Annotated in this window: 16 protein-coding genes; 12 read left to right on the forward strand and 4 right to left on the reverse strand. The window is 56.0% G+C overall.

What is annotated here, in order from left to right; translation table 11 throughout:
• The first annotated feature begins 6 nt into the window (after nt 1–6).
• A complete protein-coding gene (locus ACP86_RS18555) occupies nt 7–1,959 on the forward strand; it encodes an ATP-binding cassette domain-containing protein (RefSeq protein ID WP_053115028.1) in 1,953 nt (650 codons plus the stop codon).
• Nucleotides 1,956–2,624: a DUF6901 family protein gene (locus tag ACP86_RS18560; protein ID WP_053115029.1), complete on the forward strand. Its 669-nt coding sequence runs from the start codon at nt 1,956–1,958 to the stop codon at nt 2,622–2,624. Before ACP86_RS18555 ends, ACP86_RS18560 begins: the two co-directional genes overlap by 4 nt.
• A gap of 58 nt (nt 2,625–2,682) precedes the next feature.
• On the opposite strand, the gene ACP86_RS18565 is transcribed toward ACP86_RS18560, so the two are convergent.
• Together ACP86_RS18565 and ACP86_RS18570 are read right to left on the reverse strand one after the other, a co-directional pair.
• A complete protein-coding gene (locus ACP86_RS18565; RefSeq protein ID WP_053115030.1) occupies nt 2,683–3,114 on the reverse strand; it encodes a universal stress protein in 432 nt (143 codons plus the stop codon).
• A gap of 156 nt (nt 3,115–3,270) precedes the next feature.
• Entirely contained in the window at nt 3,271–4,089 is an 819-nt protein-coding gene (locus tag ACP86_RS18570; RefSeq protein WP_053115031.1) for a hypothetical protein, read from the reverse strand.
• Nucleotides 4,090–4,525: 436 nt separating this feature from the next.
• Here ACP86_RS18570 and fadB point away from each other — a divergent pair, with 436 nt between their 5' ends.
• The 3 genes from fadB to topA all read left to right on the forward strand — a co-directional run bounded on the left by fadB (nt 4,526) and on the right by topA (nt 10,795).
• Nucleotides 4,526–6,673 carry a fatty acid oxidation complex subunit alpha FadB gene (fadB, locus tag ACP86_RS18575; RefSeq protein ID WP_008174367.1) on the forward strand — a complete coding sequence of 716 codons (2,148 nt, stop codon included), beginning with the start codon at nt 4,526–4,528 and terminating at the stop codon, nt 6,671–6,673.
• A gap of 33 nt (nt 6,674–6,706) precedes the next feature.
• The gene (gene fadA, locus ACP86_RS18580) at nt 6,707–7,882 is read left to right on the forward strand and encodes an acetyl-CoA C-acyltransferase FadA (RefSeq protein WP_008174369.1); all 1,176 of its coding nucleotides are present in this window, start codon (nt 6,707–6,709) and stop codon (nt 7,880–7,882) included.
• A 270-nt stretch (nt 7,883–8,152) separates the two neighbouring features.
• Nucleotides 8,153–10,795, forward strand: coding sequence for a type I DNA topoisomerase (topA, locus tag ACP86_RS18585; RefSeq protein WP_053115032.1), 2,643 nt, complete (start codon nt 8,153–8,155; stop codon nt 10,793–10,795).
• A gap of 60 nt (nt 10,796–10,855) precedes the next feature.
• Here topA and ACP86_RS18590 read toward each other — a convergent pair whose 3' ends face one another.
• A complete protein-coding gene (locus ACP86_RS18590) occupies nt 10,856–11,728 on the reverse strand; it encodes an NAD(P)-dependent oxidoreductase (protein ID WP_053115033.1) in 873 nt (290 codons plus the stop codon).
• A gap of 116 nt (nt 11,729–11,844) precedes the next feature.
• On the reverse strand, nt 11,845–13,119 hold the full coding sequence (gene gltA, locus ACP86_RS18595) for a citrate synthase (RefSeq protein WP_008174375.1): 1,275 nt from the start codon (nt 13,117–13,119) through the stop codon (nt 11,845–11,847).
• Between the two features lie 478 nt (nt 13,120–13,597).
• On the opposite strand from gltA, the gene sdhC reads away from it, so the two are divergent.
• The 7 genes from sdhC (at nt 13,598) to lpdA (ending at nt 22,691) form a co-directional block, all read left to right on the forward strand.
• On the forward strand, nt 13,598–13,975 hold the full coding sequence (gene sdhC, locus ACP86_RS18600) for a succinate dehydrogenase, cytochrome b556 subunit (protein ID WP_014576924.1): 378 nt from the start codon (nt 13,598–13,600) through the stop codon (nt 13,973–13,975).
• Entirely contained in the window at nt 13,966–14,313 is a 348-nt protein-coding gene (gene sdhD, locus ACP86_RS18605; RefSeq protein WP_014576925.1) for a succinate dehydrogenase, hydrophobic membrane anchor protein, read from the forward strand. The genes sdhC and sdhD overlap by 10 nt, the downstream gene beginning before the upstream one ends.
• A 3-nt stretch (nt 14,314–14,316) precedes the next feature.
• Nucleotides 14,317–16,089, forward strand: a complete 1,773-nt coding sequence (gene sdhA, locus ACP86_RS18610; protein WP_008174382.1) for a succinate dehydrogenase flavoprotein subunit — start codon at nt 14,317–14,319, stop codon at nt 16,087–16,089.
• A 14-nt stretch (nt 16,090–16,103) separates the two neighbouring features.
• Nucleotides 16,104–16,808, forward strand: coding sequence for a succinate dehydrogenase iron-sulfur subunit (locus ACP86_RS18615; RefSeq protein ID WP_008174383.1), 705 nt, complete (start codon nt 16,104–16,106; stop codon nt 16,806–16,808).
• Nucleotides 16,809–17,120: 312 nt separating this feature from the next.
• Nucleotides 17,121–19,958 (forward strand): 2-oxoglutarate dehydrogenase E1 component, encoded by a 2,838-nt coding sequence (locus ACP86_RS18620; protein ID WP_008174385.1) that lies wholly within the window; start codon nt 17,121–17,123, stop codon nt 19,956–19,958.
• 25 nt (nt 19,959–19,983) lie between these two features.
• A complete protein-coding gene (gene odhB, locus ACP86_RS18625; protein WP_014576927.1) occupies nt 19,984–21,213 on the forward strand; it encodes a 2-oxoglutarate dehydrogenase complex dihydrolipoyllysine-residue succinyltransferase in 1,230 nt (409 codons plus the stop codon).
• 35 nt (nt 21,214–21,248) lie between these two features.
• Nucleotides 21,249–22,691, forward strand: coding sequence for a dihydrolipoyl dehydrogenase (lpdA, locus tag ACP86_RS18630; RefSeq protein WP_008174390.1), 1,443 nt, complete (start codon nt 21,249–21,251; stop codon nt 22,689–22,691).
• Nucleotides 22,692–22,708 lie beyond the last annotated feature (17 nt).

The raw sequence follows: 22,708 nt of genomic DNA on the forward strand, positions 1-22,708 counted from the left end.
CCAAACGTGCCACTGTTAACGCTGGACTCAGTTTCCCTGGCTTATGGAATGCACCCGCTGCTGGATCAGGCCTCATTGGTTATCGATGCCGGCGAGCGCGTGTGTTTGCTGGGACGAAACGGCGAGGGAAAATCGACCCTGCTCAAGATTGTCAGTGGGGAAGTGATACCCGACGGTGGCGTTGTTCGTCTCGATGACGGGGCCGTGCTGGCGGTGCTTCCGCAGAACCTGCCCTCGGAAGATACCCGTACCGCCTATGAAGTTGTCGCCGGTGCCTTTCCGGAAACGGGCCAGTTGCTCGCTGAATTTCATCAGCTGTCCCAGCAGGCCGATGAGGCGAGTCTCGACCGGCTGATGAAGGTTCAGGAGCGCCTGGAGGCTCTGGACGGATGGCGCCTTGACCAGAAAGTCACCACCATTCTCGGTCAGTACGGCGTTGATCCGGACCAGACGCTGAATACTCTGTCCGGCGGTTGGCAGCGCCGGGTTTTGCTGGCCAAGGCGCTGGTTGCCGATCCGGACATACTGTTGCTGGACGAGCCCACGAACCACCTGGATGTTCCGGCAATCGCCTGGCTGGAAGAGGCCCTGGGCCAATTTCGCGGCGCCATGTTGTTTGTCAGCCATGATCGGGCGTTTATCCGGCGGATGGCGACCAGGATTGTAGAGCTGGACCGCGGGAAGCTGGTGAGCTTCGCTGCCACCTACGACCGCTACCTGGACCTCAAGGAAAAAGCGCTGGAGGAAGAAGAACGGCAAAACGCCCTGTTTGACAAGCGCCTCAAGCAGGAAGAGGCCTGGATTCGGCAGGGCATCAAGGCTCGCAGGACTCGTAATATGGGGCGTGTTCGGGCCCTGAAAGCCATGCGTGAGGAGCACCGGCAGCGCAGGGTGCGGGGTGGAACCGCCAGCTTTGCAGTGGAGGACGCGGCGCGGTCTGGCAAGCTGGTGGTTGAAACCAGGGACGCGGGCTTTGCCTATCCGGATGGCACCCCGGTAATAAGAGATATGAATCTTACCATCCTTCGCGGGGACAAGATCGGGCTCGTTGGCGAGAACGGCACGGGCAAGACCACCCTTGTTCGGCTTTTATTGGGAGACCTGGAACCAACCGAGGGTTCTGTTCGTCTGGGAACCAATCTGCAGGTTGCTTACTTCGACCAGCTGCGAGGCGAGCTGGATCTGACACGGAACGCACTGGATAACCTGTCCGAGGGCCGGGAGTTCATCGACATTAATGGCCAGAGCAAGCATGTGCTCGGCTATTTGCAGGAATTCCTGTTTACCCCGGAGCGCGCCAGATCTCCGGTCAGCGTCTTTTCCGGTGGTGAGCGTGCCCGGCTGCTACTGGCGAAACTGTTCAGCAAGCCCGCCAATATTCTGGTGCTCGATGAGCCAACCAACGATCTGGATGTGGAAACGCTGGAATTGCTGGAAGAACAGCTGGCGGAATTTGCCGGCACCGTGATCGTGATCAGTCACGACCGTGAGTTTCTTGATAATGTGATCACCGAAACGGTTTTCCTGGATGGATCGGGCAAAGTGCGGGAGTTCGTGGGTGGCTACACCGATTGGCGTCGACAGGGCGGCTGTTTCCCGTCAGAAGCCACCGGTAATCGACCGGACAAGCAGGATAAATCCAGTAAAACCTCTGTTGATACTGGCAAGGTCGAATCACAGAAAGTCGCGGATGGCACAAAAGCGGGAACGCAGTCTGAGAAAAGCAAACCCGCTAAGCTGAGCTACAAACTCAAACTCGAGCTTGAGCAGTTGCCGGGGCAGATTGAGGCACTCGAGCAGGAAGTCGCCGGCCTGCAGGAAAGAATTTCCCAGGCTGATTTTTATTCAGGCCCACCGGATGAAGTCTCGGCCACTCTGGAAGCATTGACGGAAAAGGAAAACCGTCTGGAGCAGGTCATCGAGCGGTGGATGGAGCTGGAAGAACAGGCAAACCAATGAATGTACATTACGATTTCAGATTTCAGGACGGTCGTTCCGTCGAATTCAAGGTTACGGATAAACCCTCCCAACCTTCGGGGCCGTTACCCTCATGGACGAAGCTGGAGCACTGCCAGTGCAGCAACTGCCCCCTGAACACTGCGGAATCGCCCCACTGTCCGGCAGCAACGGAGATATTGCCCGTTGTCGAAGCCTTCCGGGATGAAGATGCCTATCAGAAGGTTGGGGTGAAGGTAACGGACGACCGCCGAAGCTATCTGAAGCAGACCGCGCTGGAGGAGGCGCTCCGTTCGCTGCTCGGACTGAAGATGGCGACCAGCGGGTGCCCGGTGCTGTCAGAACTCAAGCCGATGGCTGTTCATCACCTGCCGTTTGCAAATACCGATGAATTCATTATGCGCAGTGTGTCTCACTATCTGTTGCAGCAATATTTCGCGAAACGGAATCACCAGACGCCGGATTGGGACCTGAAAGGACTTGTGGAGAGGAATCAGAGGTTGCAGCTGGTCAATCAGGCCCTGTGGCAGCGCATTCACTCGGTCTGCAAGGGGGATAGCAATCTGAAGGCGCTACTGAACTTCTTTTCAATGGCCTCAAGTGTCAGTTTCTCGCTGGAGAGTCAGCTGCGCAAACTGGAATCGAAAATGGGCGGGGAGGGCGCCTGATAGCCGCTTCCCCTCAGTGCGGCCCGGGTCCGGCCCCGGGCCTGCAGTTCAGAAACCGTTAATGAATTCGAACGGCCAGAACATCGCATTCGGTTCCATGCAGGACCCCGTTGGCGGTTGAGCCCAGCAACAGCTGGAAACCCTTTCGTCCGTGACTGCCCACAATCACCAGATCCACCTCCTGTTCCTTGGCGAGCCTGTGAATTTCAGATTCCGGACGCCCGACCGTTACTACCTGATTGTTCTTTGCTACGCCGTACTGATCGCCGTAGGTTCCGAGCTGTTCACGGGCCGCTTTGTCGAGCTGGTCCTGCAGTTCCGTCAGGTCCATCGGGATATCGCCGCCATAGGCATATCCGACAGGCTCAACCACGTGGACCAGCATCAGCTCGGCGCCGTGGGCTTCACTAATGGCTTTTGCCTTGTTCAGCACCTGCGGGGCTTCTTCGGTAAGGTCAATGGCAACAAGCATCTTTTTATAGGCGGACATCGTATCGCTCCTTCGCACACGGGGTATTGTTCTGAGGATAGTACCTTAAATCCGGTCGGGAAAGTGTAGCGGGAAACTGACCGGTATCAATAATGAAGGCGGAAAAGCGCTTTTCTGGCGGGCAATTAGACCCGCCAGAAAAGGAGAGAAGAGGTATCAGGCATTACCCTGGAGCAGCTCGATGGTGGTGGCCAGTCCTTTCAGGATTCCCTTGGAGTAGCGATCGATTACAAATCCCACGTTGTTCTCGTTGTAGTTAATGTAGGAGCCGCGAATAAACTGCCACTTGGAAGAGATGTCGTTCAGCGCTGCTTTCAGTTCCGCCGTTCCGTCGCCCTGAATGACAGATGCCAGCAGCTCATCCAGTTCCCGGGCCTGCTCGTCGAGTGGTGTTTCAGTAGAAGAGCCCTGGAAGGTCTGGGCGACGGACGAGTTGGTCCTCACGGAGTACTTGGCCATCATCTGTGCCATTTTTACGGCAGCCGAACGCGCGGCCTCAACCCTGGGGTTGGTCTCCGTTTGGGAGCTTTCCTGGGCTACCCGGTACAGCTCCGTAGCTTTGTCGTTCATGGTCAGCGCCTGGTTGGCCATGTCGGAGACCAGACGCAGGTCCGGATAGCCGGTATTGCGTACATCGTTGATGTTGTCACGCATCAGGTTCTTGAACTTGTCGAACTCCTGATTAAGCCCTTCAACCTCCTCGGCAGAGAGGACTCCGGAATCGCTACCCGCTATGGAGTTCATGGCATCGTTGGCTGAATTGATGCCCTGCACAATCTCGTTGAGGGTGTCGGTGTCACCGGTGCTACTGAAGCGGTAGTAGGCATCCAGAGCCATGTAGTTGCTGACCCGGAAATTATGAAGGTCGGAGAGAAATCCATCGGCGCTGTCCTGGGCGCGGACACCCATGGAAGTCAGTGTGAACAGAATAAGTGCGGTTACAAGGAAGCGTATCCGCAGGGTAGCGTCTTTCATCGGATGGGTCTCCGTAATGCGGTTTTATTATTGTGGACCAAAGTCGTAGATCGAAGGTAAAGTAACTGCGTCAGCCAATCAAGCTGTTTTGGCGGCGTTGATGCCGGTAAATGTAAATAACTATTAAATTTGCGTGACGATGTTCCGGTTTTTCCTGAGAAGTGGCTTGCAGTTCACTGAAACATAACAATTCCGCTCTACTTACCTTCGGCTGCCCCCGGTATTTCGGGGACTTTTGCAGCCCTCCCGAAAGAAACAAATTGACAAATGCGCCGTTTTTTTTCATCGTGTGCCCTCACGATTCAAACGACTGTATGAATTTTTGGATCGGATGATCGGGCAGTGACCGAAATCTCGCTGCACAAACAGCCGCGCCGGTAAATCAAAAGTACCGCCCGGTTGGAAGCAGTTCCAAACACAGACTGGAGATCAGTTGATGATTTACGAAGGTAAAGCCATCACGGTTAAAGAGATCGAAGGCGGGATCGCTCAGTTGAACTTCGACTTGCAGGGCGAGTCAGTAAACAAGTTCAACCGTCTTACTATTGAAGAGCTCCGCGCCGCGACTGACGCACTGAAAGCGCAGAAGAACCTGAAGGGTCTGGTAGTCACCAGCTCCAAGGACAGCTTCATTGTTGGTGCCGACATTACCGAATTCACCGAGCTTTTTGCAGGCTCGGAAGAGGATCTGGTAGCCAACAACCTCAAGGCCAACGAAGTCTTCAACGCTGTTGAAGATCTGCCGTTCCCCACCGTTACCGCGATCAACGGTATGGCGCTGGGTGGCGGTTTCGAAATGTGTCTTGCAACCGACTACCGCGTGATGGACAAGAAGGCCAAGGTTGGTCTTCCGGAAGTGAAGCTTGGCATCTTCCCGGGCTTTGGCGGTACCGTGCGTCTGTCCCGTCTGGTCGGCGTGGACAATGCCGTCGAGTGGATCAGCGGTGGTACCGAGAACCGTGCTGATGTCGCTCTGAAAGTCGGCGCTGTCGATGCCGTGCTCGAGTCCGACAAGCTGGTCGATGCTGCTGTTGCCATTATTAACCAGTGCAACGAAGGAAAGCTGGACCACGAAGCCCGTCGTGAAGAGAAGAAGGGCAAGATCAAGCTCAATGCCATGGAAAGCATGATGGCATTCGAGATTTCCAAGGCGTTTGTTGCCGGCAAGGCTGGCAAGAACTACCCGGCTCCTGTCGAGGCCATCAAGGTCATGCAGAAGCATGCCGGCATGACCCGCGACAAGGCAATCGAAGTCGAAGCCAAAGGCTTCGCCAAGATGGCCAAGACCAATGTGGCGGCCTGCCTGGTTGGCCTGTTCCTGAACGATCAGGAATTGAAGAAGAAGGCCAAGGCCTGGGAAAAAGAAGCTAACGACGTGAACCTGGCTGCCGTTCTCGGTGCCGGTATCATGGGTGGTGGTGTTGCCTTCCAGTCTGCCCTGAAAGGCACGCCGATCATCATGAAGGACATCAACCAGGACGGCATCGCCCTGGGTCTGAAAGAAGCCAAGAAGCTTCTGTCCAAGCGTGTTGAAAAAGGAAAGATGAAGCCGGATCAGATGGCCGACGTGCTCAACAGCATCACGCCGACCCTGAACTATGGCGACTTCAAGAATGTAGACCTGGTGGTTGAAGCGGTTGTTGAAAACCCGAAGGTGAAAGATGCGGTTCTGCGTGAAACCGAAGATGCGGTTCGCGAGGACACCATCCTGACCTCCAACACCTCGACGATTTCCATCGACCTGCTGGCCAAGAACCTGAAGCGTCCGGAAAACTTCTGCGGCATGCACTTCTTCAACCCGGTGCACATGATGCCGCTGGTTGAGGTAATCCGTGGCGAGAAGACCAGTGATCGCGCCATTGCAACCACGGTGGCCTACGCCAAGGCCATGGGCAAGACCCCGATCGTTGTAAACGATTGCCCGGGCTTCCTGGTCAACCGTGTTCTGTTCCCGTACTTCGGCGGCTTTATCGGCCTGGTACGTGACGGTGCTGACTTCCAGCACGTTGACAAGGTTATGGAAAAGTTCGGCTGGCCCATGGGTCCTGCGTACCTGCTGGACGTGGTCGGCATGGATACCGGCAAGCACGCTGGCGAAGTAATGGCAGACGGCTTCCCGGATCGGATGAAGCACGAAGGTACAACCGCCATTGACGTAATGTTCGATAACAACCGTTACGGACAGAAGAACGACAAGGGCTTCTACAAGTATGAACTGGACCGCAAGGGCAAGCAGAAGAAGGTTGTCGACGAAGAGACCTACAAGCTGCTCGAGCCTGTTGTTCAGGGTAAGAACGAGTTCAGCGAAGAAGACATCATCGCCCGTATGATGATTCCTCTTTGCCTGGAAACCGTTCGCTGCCTGGAAGACGGCATTGTCGAAGATCCGGCAGATGCTGATATGGGCCTGATTTTCGGTATCGGCTTCCCGCCGTTCCGTGGTGGTGCCCTGCGCTATATCGACGATATGGGTGTAGACAAGTTCGTCGAACTGGCAGACAAGTTTGCAGACCTTGGTCCTCTTTATCACCCGACCGAGAAGCTGCGTGAAATGGCCAAGACTGGCAAAAAGTTCTTTGGCTAACCCTGAACGAGATTTCCGAACGGAGAAAGATCTATGAGCCTTAATCCGAGAGACGTTGTCGTCGTCGATTGCGTGCGGACTCCGATGGGTCGTGCCAAAAACGGTTGTTTCCGGAACGTGCGTGCAGAGACCCTGTCCGCCAATCTGATCGAAGCACTGTTTGAGCGCAACCCGAAGCTCGACCCGAAAGAAGTTGAAGATGTTATCTGGGGCTGTGTAAACCAGACCAAGGAGCAGGGCTTCAACGTGGCGCGTCAGATTTCCCTGCTGACCCGCATTCCCCACGAGTCTGCCGCTCAGACCGTGAACCGCCTGTGTGGCTCTGCCATGAGCGCGATTCACACTGCAGCCCAGGCCATCATGACCGGCAACGGTGATGTGTTCTTCGTGGGTGGTGTTGAGCACATGGGGCACGTACCCATGACCGAAGGCTTCGACCACAACCCGGCTGCGTCCAAGTACTCCGCAAAAGCGTCCAACATGATGGGCCTGACCGCGGAAATGCTGGCCAAGATGCACGGGATTACCCGTGAGCAGCAGGACGAGTTCGGCGCTCGGTCCCACCGTCTGGCCCATGAAGCGACCGTAGAAGGCCGTTTCAAGAACGAAATCGTGCCCATTGAAGGTCACGACGAGAACGGCTTCAAGGTGCTGATCGAGGAAGACGAGACCATTCGTCCCGAGACCACGGCCGAGTCCCTGAGCCAGCTCAAGCCGGCGTTCGATCCGAAGAACGGTACCGTAACAGCCGGTACGTCTTCCCAGCTGACCGACGGTGCGGCAGCGATGGTGCTGATGTCTGCAGAGCGTGCAGAGGCACTTGGTCTCAAGCCGATTGCCAAGGTCCGCAGCATGGCCGTTGCCGGCTGTGATCCCGCGATCATGGGTTACGGCCCGGTGCCGGCCACTAAGAAAGCCCTGAAGCGCGCAGGCCTGAAAGTCGAGGATATCGACTTCTGGGAACTGAACGAGGCTTTCGCCGGCCAGTCCCTGCCTGTCCTGAAGGACCTGAAACTTCTGGGCGTTATGGAAGAAAAAGTGAACCTGAACGGCGGCGCGATTGCCCTGGGCCATCCGCTGGGCTGCTCTGGTGCACGTATCTCTACAACCCTGCTGAATGTAATGCAGGCCAAAGGCGGTAAGCTTGGTGTTTCCACCATGTGTATCGGTCTGGGCCAGGGCATTGCAACGGTCTGGGAGCGTCTGTAATCCAGTAACCGGATTGCATTTCGCGGTTTCAGAAGGCCCGGCAAATGCCGGGCCTTTCTGTTTCAGCAGGCGGGCCCAACAGGGTTCCCGAATGTGAAAAAAAGCAGGATTGAAACCAAAGAATGGGTTGTCTTGCTATTCTTGACCCTGTAAAACAGTGAGCCTATACAAAATAGCGGCGAATGTGTTTTCTAGCCGACTGATTTTACAGCGAGTTTACGGTTTGCTGATTTATTGACCGATTTATCGCCAAGGATACAGATCTCCGATATGGGTAAAAGTCTCGTAATTGTCGAGTCACCAGCGAAAGCGAAGACCATCAACAAGTACCTGGGCTCTGACTTCATCGTCAAATCGAGCGTCGGGCACATTCGTGATCTTCCCGTCAGTGGCAGTGGATCCCAGTCGGATCCGAAGGAGCGCGCCAGACAGGCCGCCGCCACCCGAAAGATGAGCCCGGAAGAAAAGGCTGTGCACAAAAAGCGCAAGGCCCGGGAGCAACTGGTGGCCCGCATGGGTGTCGATCCCGACCAGAACTGGAGCGCCCGTTACGAGATCCTTCCCGGCAAAGAGAAGGTTGTCAGTGAACTGAAGCGCCTGGCCAAATCCGCAGACCACATCTATCTGGCGACGGATTTGGACCGTGAAGGGGAGGCCATTGCCTGGCACCTGCAGGAAACCATTGGCGGCGAGCCGGAGAAATACCGGCGGGTGGTGTTTAACGAAATCACAAAGCGCGCAATTCAGGAAGCCTTCAAGGACCCCGGGAATCTCGACAACAACCGGGTGAATGCCCAGCAGGCCCGGCGCTTCCTCGACCGGGTTGTGGGCTATATGGTGTCGCCGCTGCTGTGGGCAAAGATTGCCCGTGGCCTGTCTGCCGGTCGTGTGCAGTCAGTCGCTGTTCGGTTGATTGTGGAGCGGGAGCGGGAGATCCGGAAATTTGTCCCGGAAGAATTCTGGCAACTGCATGCCGACCTCGCATCGGCCAAGGCCGAGCAACCGGTGCGCTTCGAAGTTACGCGCCACGATGACAAGCCTTACCGGCCAGTCAACGAGCAGCAGAGCACCGAGCACGTCAGCCGCCTCAAGGCCGGCACCTTCAAGGTCTCCAAGCGAGAAGACAAGCCGACACGCTCGCGTCCGTCAGCCCCGTTCATTACCTCCACGCTGCAGCAGGCGGCGAGCAACCGCATGGGGTTCAGTGTCAAGAAAACCATGATGCTTGCCCAGCGTCTCTATGAGGCGGGCTTTATTACTTACATGCGTACTGACTCCACCAACCTGAGCCAGGATGCGATTGCCAGTTGCCGAAGCTTTATCGAGAAACAGTTTGGCGACAAGTACCTGCCCGAGAAACCCCGGGTTTACGGAAGTAAAGAGGGCGCCCAGGAAGCCCACGAGGCCATTCGACCGACCGAAGTGAGTCGCCGTCCGGCCGATATCAGCGGTCTCGAGAAGGATGCCGAGAAGCTTTACGACCTGATCTGGCGCCAGTTCATTGCCTGCCAGATGTCCGATGCCGAGTTCCTGAGCACGTCCATCGTGGTCGCTAACGGCGATTACGAGCTGCGTACCCGGGGCCGTATCATCAAGTTCGAAGGTTTTCTTAAGGCCGCCCCCCAGGCTGCCAAAAAAGACGAAGACATCGCGCTCCCGGATATACAGGTAGACGAAGTTCTGGATCTTAAAAAGCTTGATCCGACCCAGCACTTTACCAAACCCGCGCCCAGGTACACCGAGGCGAGCCTGGTTAAAGAGCTTGAAAAACAGGGGATCGGGCGGCCTTCGACCTATGCCTCGATTATTTCCACGATTCAGGATCGTGGCTATGTAAGGCTGCAGAATCGTCGTTTCTACGCCGAAAAGATGGGTGAGATTGTTACCGAGCGCCTTTCGGAATCTTTCCCGAACCTGATGGACTTCGACTTCACCGCGAAGATGGAAGATGAGCTTGACGAGATTGCCGAAGGCGATGTCGAGTGGAAAAAAGTTCTGAATGATTTTTACGGCCGGTTCCGGCAGCAACTGGAAAAGGCCGAGAGTGCGGAAGACGGTGGCATGCGCGCCAACACGCCCACTGAAACGGACATTCCGTGCCCGAGCTGCGGCCGTAATATGCAGATTCGTGTGGCCAGTACCGGCGTCTTCCTGGGCTGTTCGGGGTATTCTCTGCCGCCGAAGGAGCGTTGCAAGACCACCATTAATCTGGTTTCCGGCGATGAAGTGGTCAGTGCTGATGATGATGTAGAGGGTGAGGGCGAAACCCGCCTGCTGCGTAAAAAGCGCCGCTGCCCGAAATGTGGCACCGCCATGAACAGCTATCTGGTGGACGAAACCCGCAAGCTGCATGTCTGCGGTAACAATCCCGACTGCTCCGGATATGAAGTTGAAAAGGGCACGTTCCGAATCAAGGGCTACGATGGGCCGACTCTTGAGTGCGATAAGTGTGGCTCCGAGATGCAGCTTAAAACCGGGCGTTTTGGCAAGTATTTCGGATGCACCAATGCCGAGTGCAAGAATACCCGCAAGTTGCTGAAAAATGGCGAGCCCGCTCCGCCCAAAATGGACCCGGTGCCAATGCCCGAGCTCCAATGTCAGAAAGTCGATGATACTTACGTTCTCAGGGACGGTGCGTCCGGTTTATTCCTGGCTGCCAGCAAATTCCCGAAAAACCGGGAAACGCGGCCACCGCTGGTGATGGAGATTAAACCGCACCGCAAGGAGATTGATCCGAAGTACGATTACCTGATGGATGCGCCCGAGCGTGACCCCGAGGGTAATCCGACGGTGATTCGCTACAGCCGTAAGAGCAAGGAGCAGTACGTCATGTCTGAAAAGGATGGCAAGGCGACGGGCTGGTCCGCGTGGTATGTGAACGGTAAGTGGCAACCACAGGACAAGAAAAAGTAACGTCTGCTGGTTTCCGGGGTCGTGGGCTGATTGCCGTCAAACGACCCCGGATTCAATACCTTAGCGTAATTTCCTCAGTCTCTGTATGAGAGATGAGGTGTCCCATCGTTTACCGCCCATCGACTGGACATCCGCATAGAATTGATCGACCAGTGCGGTCACCGGCAGAGACGCATTCACTTTTCTCGCCTCCTCAAGGCAAATCCCGAGGTCCTTGCGCATCCAGTCAACGGCGAAACCGTGTTCGAACTCTCCTGCAATCATGGTTCCCGAGCGGTTTTCCATTTGCCAGGATTGGGCTGCGCCTTTTGAAATCACGTCCACCACTTTCGCCACATCCAGTTCAGCCTGCTCGGCAAAGTGCAGGGCCTCTGAAAGCCCCTGGACGAGACCGGCAATCGCGATCTGGTTCACCATCTTGGTTTTCTGGCCACTGCCAGCCGGGCCCATTCGATTGAGTGCCCGCGCATAGTGCTCCATAACCGGCTCGGCTTTCGCATAGTCCTGTTCCGAGCCGCCGCACATGATGGTCAGTTTGCCGTTTTCAGCGCCTTGCTGGCCGCCGGATACAGGCGCGTCTACAAATCCCATGTTGTTTTTGCTGGCAGCTTCAGCGAGATACTCGGCAATGCCGGCAGAAGCCGTAGTGTGATCGACCAGCACAGCGCCTTCAGAGGCATTGGCGAGAATACCTTCATCACCCTCGTAAACGGCCATAAGATCGGTATCGGCCCCAACACAGGTCAAAACAATATCCGCGCCCCTCACGGCCTCAGCAATGGTGGTGCAGCTGGTTCCCGAGTATTCGCTTGCCCACTGCTCGGCTTTGGCATTGGTCCGGTTCCAGACCCTGACGTCGAGCCCCGCCTTCGCCAGGTGGCCGGCCATCGGGTAACCCATGACGCCCAGGCCGATAAATGCTGCTTTAGTCATCGCTTTCTCCTCTTATGTTTTTATCGGGTTAACTTAGCACATAAGGGCAGGGCAGCACGCAATAAAAAAGGCCGCTGAATCAGCGGCCTTTACGTGTTTTACCCGGCAAGTCAGACTTATTTGGCCGGATAATCCCGGGAATCCGAGCCGGTGTAGAGCTGACGCGGACGGCCGATGCGATAGTCGCCGCTTACCATTTCGTTCCAGTGCGAGAACCAGCCAATGGTACGCGACAGAGCGAAGATAACGGTGAACATCGACGTCGGGATTCCGATTGCCTTGAGGATCAGGCCGGAATAGAAATCCACGTTGGGGTAGAGCTTGCGCTTGACGAAGTATTCGTCTTCCAGCGCGATCTTCTCGAGACGCTGGGCGATCTTCAGCAGCGGGTCGTTTTCCAGGCCCAGCTCGGTCAGCACTTCGTGGGCAGTTTCAGCCATTACTTTGGCGCGCGGGTCGAAGTTCTTGTATACCCGGTGGCCGAAGCCCATCAGGCGGAACGGATCGTCTTTGTCCTTGGCCTTGGCAATGAATTTCTCGATGTTGGATTCATCGCCGATCTCGGCCAGCATGTCCAGAACCGCTTCGTTGGCGCCGCCGTGAGCGGGTCCCCACAGAGCCGCGATGCCGGAGGCAATGCAGGCGTAGGGGTTGGCGCCGGTAGAGCCGGCCAGGCGCACCGTAGACGTTGAGGCGTTCTGTTCATGATCCGCGTGCAGGATGAAAATCTTGTCCATGGCCTTGGCCAGGATCGGGTTCGGCTTGTACTCCTCGCAAGGAACGCCAAACATCATCTGCAGGAAGTTCTCGGAGTACGAGAGGTCGTTACGCGGATAAATGAAAGGTTGGCCAATGGCGTACTTGTAACACCAGGCGGCAATGGTCGGCATCTTTGCAATCAGGCGATGCGCGGTAATTTCCCGCTGCTCCTGGCTGGCAACGTCCATCTCGCCGTGGTAGAAGGCGGACAGAGCGCCGACTACACCACACATGATCGCCATCGGGTGTGCATCACGACGGAAACCCTGGAAGAAGTTCCGCATCTGGTCGTGGAGCATGGTGTGGTTTTTGATGGTGTCGTGGAACTTCTGGTTTTCCTCGGCGCTCGGGAGTTCGCCGTGAAGGAGGAGGTAGCAGACTTCAAGGTAGTCAGAATGTTCGGCCAGTTGCTCAATCGGGTAGCCGCGGTGCAGGAGAACGCCGTTTGCTCCGTCGATGTAGGTAATGGCCGATTCGCAGGCTGCTGTGGATACGAATCCGGGATCGTATGTGAAAACGCCTTCCTGGACTAGGCCTCGTACGTCGATAACGTCAGGGCCGACGGTGCCTGAATAAACCGGTAGCTCAATGGACTTGTCCCCCACCGAGAGCGTGGCTTTCCTGTCGGTCATGGTGCTCTCCTATTTATCAGCTTTGACAGCTTTATCTACAGTTATAGATGCGCTAGAAGGCGCGTATTATCGCAAAACTGGCGGCAAAATATAGGGCGTTGGCTTTTTTTGTCAATGGAAGAGTCGGGAAAACCCATAATTTGACATTGGCTGTAAATCAGGGATATCCCGAATGACAACGGATTCGGGCAGGAAAAGGATTTGTCAATCCTCCTTATAGCTGGCTTAACCCCCTGAAATACGCGGCCTGAGCGACGTTGCACGTTTGTAATTGGTTAGGGTACTCCTTATAATCCCTAGCCCGGAATCGGGGATAAACCTTTTATGGCAGCTTTCTAGACAGGCGGTTGTGGAAAAGGTTTCTTCTCTTCCAAGCCAATCGTATGCCGGTTTCGTAGCGGCATGCCGATCCTTACATACCAACCATCCGCACCCGGTTTTCCGGTCCCGCGGAACTAAGAGAGAGTGTGAGAGCGCTGTGAATAGCAAACGACCAGTAAATCTCGATCTCGGCAAGTTTCATTTTCCGCTGCCAGCCATTACGTCCATATTGCACCGCATCAGCGGCATCATCCTGTTTGTTGCTGTTGCGTTCATGCTTTACGGGCTCCAGCTTTCCCTGTCCGGGGAAGAGGGCTTCAGTCGCGTAAGTGAACTGCTGGACAGCTTCCTTGCCAAGCTGATTACCTGGGGCATCTTGTCTGCTCTGTTGTACCACCTGGTTGCAGGCATCAAGCACCTGTTCATGGACATGGGCATTGGTGAAGAGCTGGAAAGCGGCCGCCTGGCATCAAAGATCACGGTTGCGGTTTCCGTCATTCTCATCCTTTTGGCAGGAGTTTGGGTATGGGCATGAACAGTGTCACGAATATCGGTCGTAACGGAATTCAGGATTGGATCATCCAGCGCGTTTCGGCCTACGTATTAGCCCTGTACACGCTGTTTTTACTCGGCTTTTTCATCTCCACCGACGTCGACTACCAAACCTGGTCTGCTCTGTTCGATCAGGCATGGGTGAAGATATTCACGCTTCTGGCTTTGTTGTCGATTGCGGGGCATGCATGGGTCGGGTTGTGGACAGTTACAACGGATTACATGAAATCCGCTGGACAACGGTTGCTGGCCCAGGCAGTGGTTATCCTCGGTGTTTTTGTGTACGTCGTCTGGGGTATTCAAATTATTTGGGGGCTTTAATCGATGGCTAATATCAAGACCATGTCCTTTGACGCAATTGTTATCGGTGGCGGCGGCTCCGGCATGCGTGCCGCGCTTCAGCTGACCGAATCCGGCGTCAATACCGCGTGTATCACCAAGGTTTTCCCCACGCGGTCTCATACGGTCTCTGCGCAGGGCGGTATTACCTGTGCTATTGCCAGTGCTGATCCGAACGACGACTGGCGCTGGCACATGTATGACACGGTAAAAGGCTCGGACTACATTGCCGACCAGGATGCCGTCGAGTACATGTGTTCTGTAGGCCCTCAGGCGGTGTTCGAGCTTGAGCACATGGGTCTTCCTTTCTCCCGTACCGAGCAGGGTCGTATCTATCAGCGTCCTTTCGGTGGCCAGTCCAAGGGCCCGGATAACCCGACTCAGGCAGCTCGTACCTGTGCAGCTGCCGACCGTACCGGTCACGCGCTTCTGCATACCCTGTATCAGGCCAACATCAAGGGCGGCACAACGTTCCTGAACGAGTGGTACGCGGTTGATCTCGTCAAGAACAGCAAGGACGAAGTCGTTGGTGTGGTCGCCATCGAAGTCGAGACCGGCGAAGTTGCTTACATCAAGTCCAAGGCAACCGTTCTGGCTACCGGTGGCGCGGGTCGTATCTACGCCTCCACAACAAACGCCCTGATCAATACGGGCGATGGTATCGGCATGGCGCTGCGCGCCGGTTTCCCGATGCAGGACATGGAAATGTGGCAGTTCCATCCGACCGGCATCTACGGTGCTGGCACGCTGGTAACCGAAGGTTGCCGGGGCGAGGGTGGCTATCTGATCAACGCCGAGGGCGAGCGTTTCATGGAGCGCTATGCGCCGAACGCGAAAGACCTGGCAGGCCGGGACGTTGTTGCCCGCGCCATGGTTATCGAGATCCTGGAAGGTCGTGGCTGTGGTCCCGACAAGGATCACGTGCTGCTGAAGCTTGATCATCTGGGCGAAGAAACCCTGAACCTGCGTTTGCCGGGCATCTGTGAGCTGTCCCGCACCTTTGCGCACGTTGATCCCGTGAAAGAGCCGATCCCGGTTGTTCCGACCTGTCACTACATGATGGGCGGTATTCCGACCAACGTTGGTGGCCAGGCGCTGACCCAGGACGAAAATGGCAAGGACAAGCCGATCCCCGGGCTGTTCGCCTGTGGTGAAGCAGCCTGTGTATCGGTACACGGTGCCAACCGTCTGGGTGGTAACTCTCTGCTGGATCTGGTGGTCTTCGGTCGCGCAGCGGGTCTGCACATCGAGGAGCAGCTTCGTGGCGGCTTTGAAGTGGACGGTGCCAGCGAAGACGACATCAAACGCGCGATGGCGCGGCTTGACCGCCTGAACAACGCCTCCGAAGGCGAGAGTGTTGCGGAAGTTCGGAAAGATCTCCAGAACTGTATGCAGCTGTACTTCGGTGTATTCCGTGACGGCAAGAGCATGGAAGAGGGTCTCAAGAAGTTGGAAGCCATTGGTGAGCGCGTTCGCAACACCAAGCTGGCTGATACCAGCAACGCCTTTAACACTGCTCGTATCGAGGCGCTCGAACTGGACAACCTTTATGAGGTTGCCCTGTCCACAGCGATTTCCGCGTTCGAGCGTAAGGAAAGCCGTGGTGCCCACGCCAGGAACGATTTCACCGAGCGTGATGACGAGAATTGGCTCAAGCACTCCATGTACTTCCCGCTGGAAAAGCGTGTGGGCAAGCGTGATGTGAACTTTGCACCGAAGACGGTGGACAAGTTCGAGCCGAAGGTCCGGACTTACTAAGGGGGATTCCGAAAATGTTAGTAAGCCTTTATCGTTATAACCCGGAGACCGACAACGCGCCTTATATGCAGGACGTGGATGTCGAAATTCCGGAAGGCAAGGATCTTATGGTTCTTGACGTGCTGAACCTGGTCAAGGAGCGGGATCCTTCAATGGCCTATCGCCGTTCCTGTCGGGAGGGCGTTTGTGGCTCCGACGGCATGAACATGAACGGCAAGAACGGGCTGGCCTGTATCACGCCTGTTTCCCAGGTGGTGAAGGGCGATAAGCTGGTTCTGCGCCCGCTGCCGGGCCTGCCGGTCATTCGTGATCTGGTTGTAGATATGAGTCTTTTCTATAAGCAGTACGAAAAGGTCATGCCGTACCTGATTAACGACAAGCCTGCGCCTGCGATCGAGCGGCTGCAGTCTCCGGAAGACCGCCAGAAGCTGGACGGCCTGTACGAGTGTATTCTCTGTGCCTGCTGCTCCACGTCCTGCCCGTCGTTCTGGTGGAACCCTGACAAGTTTATCGGTCCTGCCGGCCTGCTTCAGGCCTACCGTTTCCTGGCTGACAGCCGGGATACAGCCCAGGAAGAGCGACTTGCCAACCTTGATGACCCGTTCAGCGTATTCCGTTGCAGGGGCATCATGAACTGTGTAAGTGTCTGCCCGAAAGGCCTGAACCCCACAAGGGCTATCGGCCACATTCGGAATCTTCTGCTGCAAAGGGCTACTTAAGCAGCAGGATTTGCGACAGACGCTATACTGTTCTGATCAGGTTAGTACCCGGAAGGCCTCGCAAGTTTGCGGGGCCTTCAACCAAAGGCTTATAGTCAAAGGTCTTACCCGGGTGCACACTACGCAAGCCGTGGCGGGAACTTATAAAGTTTTCTCCCTGTTTTGCTGAGTATAAAAACCACCGGGGAATGGAAAACATCCATGTCGGGTGTGGTGGCCAAAGTCGATCCCGTAAAAACCCGTATTGACTGAGAAATACCCCTGGCCGACCATATCGGGCTCCCCGCACCAGCCCAAGGTGAGCTATTCAAGATGCACGAAAGCATAATGGAGCAGTTATGGCAGACTTCCCACCTCCAGGGTGGAAATCTCGCCTATGTTGAACAGCTTTTTGAAACCTACCTGACAGACCCCAACGCCGTTCCCGAAGAGTGGCGCAGCTATTTCGACAAGCTTCCCAGTGTCGATGGCTACAAGGGCCGTGACATTGTCCACTCTTCCATCCGCGAACAGTTTGAACACATTTCCCGCAATCAGCGCTTTCTTGCCAGCGGCGGCGTTCCCGCAAGCGCCACGTCTGATGCGGACAAAAAGCAGATTCGTGTTCTCCAGCTGATTAACGCCTATCGCTTCCGCGGTCATCAGGAAGCGAAGCTGGACCCGCTCGGTGTATGGCAGCGTCCCCGGGTCGAAGACCTCGATCCCGAATTTCATGAGCTATCCGACTCTGACAGGGATCTCGAATTCCAGACCGGCTCCCTGAACCTTGGCTCCGAGACCATGAAGCTCGGAGACATTGTCGATGGCCTGCGCCAGACCTATTGCGAAAGCATCGGTGCCGAATACATGCACGTGGTGGATACTCGCATCAAGCGTTGGTTCCAGCAGCGCATGGAGCCGGTTCGTTCACGCCCGGCATACGAAGATAACACCCGTAAGCATATCCTTGAGCGCCTGACGGCCGCCGAAGGCCTCGAGAAGTACCTGGGGTCCCGCTACCCCGGCGTAAAGCGGTTCGGCCTTGAGGGTGGCGAGAGTCTGATCCCATGTCTTGACGAGCTGATTCAGCGTGCCGGCTCCTATGGTGCCAAGGAAATCGTCCTGGGTATGGCTCACCGTGGCCGCCTCAACGTTCTGGTAAACACCCTGGGCAAAAATCCGCGTGAGCTTTTCGACGAATTCGAGGGCAAGAAGCTCGCAGATTCTGGCTCCGGTGATGTGAAGTACCATCAGGGCTTCTCATCCAACGTGATGACGCCGGGTGGCGAAGTTCACCTGGCAATGGCGTTTAACCCGTCACACCTTGAAATCGTTTCTCCGGTTGTTGAGGGCTCTGTCCGGGCTCGTCAAACCCGCCGTAACGACAATGAGGGCACCAAGGTCGTTCCGATTATCATGCACGGCGACGCAGCATTTGCCGGCCAGGGCGTGGTGATGGAAACCTTCCAGATGTCCCAGACCCGCGGCTTCGGCGTTGGTGGCACCATTCATATCGTGATCAACAACCAGGTTGGTTTTACCACCAGCAAGCAGGAAGATGCGCGATCCACGGAATACTGTACCGACGTTGCCAAGATGATCCAGGCGCCGATTCTGCATGTGAATGCGGATGACCCTGAAGCGGTCATGTTCGTGACACAGATGGCGATGGATTATCGCAACGAATTCAAGAACGACGTGGTGATCGATCTGGTCTGCTATCGTCGTCGTGGTCACAACGAAGCGGACGAGCCGGCAGCAACCCAGCCGGTCATGTACGAGAAAATCCGCAAGCTGAAGACCACCCGCAACCTGTACGTGGATCAATTGGTGGAAGCCGGTGTTATCACCGAGGAAGAAGCCAAGCAGATGGAGAACGACTACCGTGACGCCCTGGATAATGGCGAGCACGTGGTCAAATCCCTGGTCAAAGAGCCCAACAAAGAGCTCTACGTTGACTGGACTCCTTACCTCGGCCACGAGTGGACAGCCAAGTGCAAGTCCAGCGTTGCGCTGAAGACGATCCAGAAGCTGGGCAAGAAACTGACCTCGGTCCCTGAAGGTTTCAGTATCCAGCGTCAGGTCTCCAAGATTGTTTCCGACCGCGAAAAAATGACCGCCGGCGCCCTGCCTATCAACTGGGGCTACGGTGAAGTCATGGCGTATGCGACGCTGTTGGACGAGGGTCACCCAATCCGCCTTACGGGGCAGGATATTGGCCGTGGCACGTTCTCTCACCGCCATGCCGTCCTTCACAACCAGAAAGATGGCTCGACCCATATTGCTCTGGCGGAATTGTCGGAAGATCAGCCCAAGTTCGAAATCTACGACTCGCTGCTGTCGGAAGAAGCCGTAATGGCTTTCGAGTACGGCTACGCCACTACCGCGCCTGATGGCCTTGTGGTCTGGGAAGCGCAGTTCGGCGATTTTGCCAATGGTGCTCAGGTTGTAATCGATCAGTTCCTGACCAGCGGTGAGCACAAGTGGGGACGCCTTTGTGGTCTGACCCTTTTGCTGCCCCATGGTTACGAAGGGCAGGGGCCGGAGCACAGTTCGGCGCGCCTTGAGCGTTTCCTGCAACTGAGTGCAGAGCATAATATCCAGGTTTGCGTGCCCACCACGCCTTCCCAGGTATTCCATATGCTGCGGCGCCAGGTAAAACGCCCGTTGCGCAAGCCGTTGGTAGCCATTACGCCCAAGAGCCTGCTGCGGCACAAGGAAGCGACGTCTGATCTTGATGATCTGACCAGCGGTACTTTCAAGACGGTGCTGCCCGAGAAAGAACCGTCCGATCCGAAGAAGGTCACCCGTCTGATCCTGTGCTCAGGCAAGGTGTATTTCGATCTGCTTGAAAAGAAGAAGTCGGACGAGCGTGATGACGTGGCCATTGTCCGGATCGAACAGCTGTATCCTTTCCCCGGAGACGATCTTGACGAGCTCTTGAGCGAGTACTCCAAGCTCAAGCACGTCGTCTGGTGTCAGGAAGAGCCGATGAACCAGGGTGCCTGGTACTGCAGCCAGCATCACATGCGTAATGCGCTGCACCGCCTGAACCCCAAGCTGTACCTTCAGTATGCCGGTCGTGACGCTTCGGCTGCTCCTGCCTGTGGCCATATGTCGGTCCACATTGAAGAGCAGAAGAAACTGGTTAACGACGCGTTTGAAATTTGACGAGCTACCGAACTAAGGATCTGTAATGTCAACTGAGATTAAAGCCCCCGTTTTCCCGGAGTCGGTCGCGGAAGGTACTGTCGCGACCTGGCACAAACAGCCGGGTGAAGCCTGCTCCCGTGACGAGCTGATTGTCGATATCGAGACCGACAAGGTTGTTCTTGAGGTTGTTGCGCCTGCTGACGGCGTGATTGAGGAAATCATCAAGAACGAAGGCGATACCGTTGAAAGTGGTGAGGTAGTCGGCAAGTTCAAGGAAGGCGCCAAGGGCGAATCCAAGCCTGCCGAGGGTAAGAAAGAAGAAAGTAAGGAAGAGGCTCCGAAGGAAGAAGCCAAGAGCGAGGCATCTTCCGGCGAAGCCATCCTGAGCCCGGCGGCCCGAAAGCTGGCTGAGGAAAATAACGTCGATCCGAACAGCATCAAGGGTACCGGCAAAGATGGCCGCGTAACCAAGGAAGACGTTCAGAACCACGTAGACAGTGCCAAGTCCTCCGGTGGTGCTGCCGCACCTCAGCCTGCGGCTGGTATGCCGGAAGTCAACGTCAGCCAGGGCGAACGTCCCGAGAAGCGCGTACCGATGACCCGCCTGCGTGCGAGCATCGCCAAGCGACTGGTTAATGCCCAGCAGAGCGCAGCCATGCTGACCACCTTTAACGAGGTGAACATGGGGCCGATCATGGAGATGCGCAAGCAGTACCAGGACAGCTTTGTGAAGCGTCACGGTATCAAGCTTGGCTTCATGTCGTTCTTTACCAAGGCTGCCACCGAAGCCCTGAAGCGCTTCCCGGCGGTGAACGCGTCCATCGACGGTAACGACATGGTGTATCACGGTTACCAGGACATCGGCGTGGCGGTTTCCACCGATCGCGGCTTGGTGGTTCCTGTTCTGCGTGATTCCGACGCCATGGGTCTGGCCGACATCGAGAAGAAGATCGTCGAGTACGGCACCAAGGCGAAAGAAGGCAAACTGGCCATTGAAGACATGACCGGTGGTACCTTCACAATTACCAACGGCGGTATCTTCGGTTCGCTGATTTCCACACCGATCCTGAATCCGCCGCAGACAGCCATCCTGGGCATGCACAAGATCCAGGAGCGTCCGATGGCCGTGAACGGCAAGGTGGAAATTCAGCCGATGATGTACCTGGCGCTTTCTTACGATCACAGAATGATTGATGGTAAGGAAGCGGTGCAGTTCCTCGTTGCCATCAAGGAAATGCTTGAAGACCCGGCACGTATTCTGCTGGACGTCTGAGCCGACATTTAACGAATCGGAAACGGGATAAAAGTATGTCTGATAAGTACGACGTCATTGTCATTGGTGCAGGCCCCGGGGGCTACGTAGCTGCCATCAAAGCGGCACAGCTGGGTCTCAAGACCGCGTGTGTCGAGTCCTGGACTTCAGAAGACGGCAAGGCACAGGTGCTCGGTGGTACCTGCCTGAACGTTGGTTGCATCCCCTCCAAGGCGCTGCTGGAGATTTCCCACAAGTTTGAGGAATCCAGCCACGATTTCGAGATGCAGGGCATCATCGCCAAGGATGTCAAAATGGACATCGGCAAGATGATGGAGCGCAAGAGCGGCATCGTTAAGCAGCTGACCGGCGGTATCGCAGGCCTGTTCAAGTCCAACGGCGTGACTTCCATCCATGGCCACGGCAAATTGCTGGCCAACCGTAAGGTGGAAGTAACCGACAAGGACGGCAAGTCGAAGACCTACGAAGCCGAAAACATCATTCTGGCCACCGGTTCCAAGCCGATCCAGATTCCGCCCGCACCCTTCGACGGCGAATACATCGTGGATTCCGAGGGTGCCCTCGAGTTCACCGAGGTGCCGAAGCGCCTGGGTGTGATTGGTGCCGGCGTTATCGGCCTGGAACTCGGCAGTGTCTGGGCCCGCCTGGGCGCGGAAGTCACCGTTCTGGAAGCCCAGGACACCTTCCTGCCGGCCGTTGACCAGCAGGTAGCAAAAGATGCCCTGAAACAGTTCCAGAAGCAGGGACTGAACATCGTCATGGGTGCGCGTATGACTGGCGCGGAAGTGAAGCGCAAGCTGGTGAACGTGAACTATGAAGATTCCAAGGGCAAGCACGAAGCCAAGTTCGACAAGCTGATCGTGGCTGTTGGTCGTCGACCCTACACCGACAACCTGTTGTCGGAAGATTCCGGCGTCCAGATGGATGAGCGCGGCTTCATCTTTGTTGATGACAACTGTAAAACCGAAGCCCCGGGTGTCTGGGCGATCGGTGACGTGGTTCGTGGACCCATGCTGGCCCACAAGGCGTCTGAAGAAGGCATCATGGTTGCGGAGCGTATTGCCGGGCACAAGCCTCAGGTGAACTACGACTGCATCCCGAACGTTGTCTACACCTTCCCGGAAGTTGCCTGGGTTGGCAAAACCGAAGAGCAGATGAAGGCAGAAGGTGAAGAGTACAACGTAGGTACCTTCCCGTTTGCGGCCAACGGTCGTGCAATGGCTGCAAACTCGGCGTCCGGTCTGGTCAAGATCATTGCTGACGCAAAAACTGACCGCATTGTCGGTTTCCATGTAGTTGGTCCCCAGGCCTCTGAAATCGTTGCCCAGGGCGTAATCGCCATGGAATTCGGTTCCAGCGCCGAAGATCTGGCCCTGACCTGTTTTGCACATCCGACTCTGTCCGAGTCCGTGCATGAAGCAGCTCTGGCCGTCGGTGGTGGCGCGATCCACATCGCCAACCGCCGCAAGAAGAAGTAACGCAAACCAGGAATTTT

The sequence above is a fragment of the Marinobacter sp. CP1 genome (assembly GCF_001266795.1).
Taxonomy (GTDB): Bacteria; Pseudomonadota; Gammaproteobacteria; order Pseudomonadales; family Oleiphilaceae; genus Marinobacter; species Marinobacter flavimaris.

Coding starts and splice junctions, on each gene's coding strand:
- ACP86_RS18570 (WP_053115031.1), bottom strand. CDS start 4,089: ATGAAAGACGCTACCCTGCGGATACGCTTCCTTGTAACCGCACTTATT.
- sdhA (WP_008174382.1), top strand. CDS start 14,317: ATGGCTAATATCAAGACCATGTCCTTTGACGCAATTGTTATCGGTGGC.
- lpdA (WP_008174390.1), top strand. CDS start 21,249: ATGTCTGATAAGTACGACGTCATTGTCATTGGTGCAGGCCCCGGGGGC.
- fadB (WP_008174367.1), top strand. CDS start 4,526: ATGATTTACGAAGGTAAAGCCATCACGGTTAAAGAGATCGAAGGCGGG.
- fadA (WP_008174369.1), top strand. CDS start 6,707: ATGAGCCTTAATCCGAGAGACGTTGTCGTCGTCGATTGCGTGCGGACT.
- ACP86_RS18620 (WP_008174385.1), top strand. CDS start 17,121: ATGCACGAAAGCATAATGGAGCAGTTATGGCAGACTTCCCACCTCCAG.
- odhB (WP_014576927.1), top strand. CDS start 19,984: ATGTCAACTGAGATTAAAGCCCCCGTTTTCCCGGAGTCGGTCGCGGAA.
- ACP86_RS18615 (WP_008174383.1), top strand. CDS start 16,104: ATGTTAGTAAGCCTTTATCGTTATAACCCGGAGACCGACAACGCGCCT.
- ACP86_RS18565 (WP_053115030.1), bottom strand. CDS start 3,114: ATGTCCGCCTATAAAAAGATGCTTGTTGCCATTGACCTTACCGAAGAA.
- topA (WP_053115032.1), top strand. CDS start 8,153: ATGGGTAAAAGTCTCGTAATTGTCGAGTCACCAGCGAAAGCGAAGACC.
- ACP86_RS18590 (WP_053115033.1), bottom strand. CDS start 11,728: ATGACTAAAGCAGCATTTATCGGCCTGGGCGTCATGGGTTACCCGATG.
- sdhD (WP_014576925.1), top strand. CDS start 13,966: ATGGGCATGAACAGTGTCACGAATATCGGTCGTAACGGAATTCAGGAT.
- gltA (WP_008174375.1), bottom strand. CDS start 13,119: ATGACCGACAGGAAAGCCACGCTCTCGGTGGGGGACAAGTCCATTGAG.
- ACP86_RS18560 (WP_053115029.1), top strand. CDS start 1,956: ATGAATGTACATTACGATTTCAGATTTCAGGACGGTCGTTCCGTCGAA.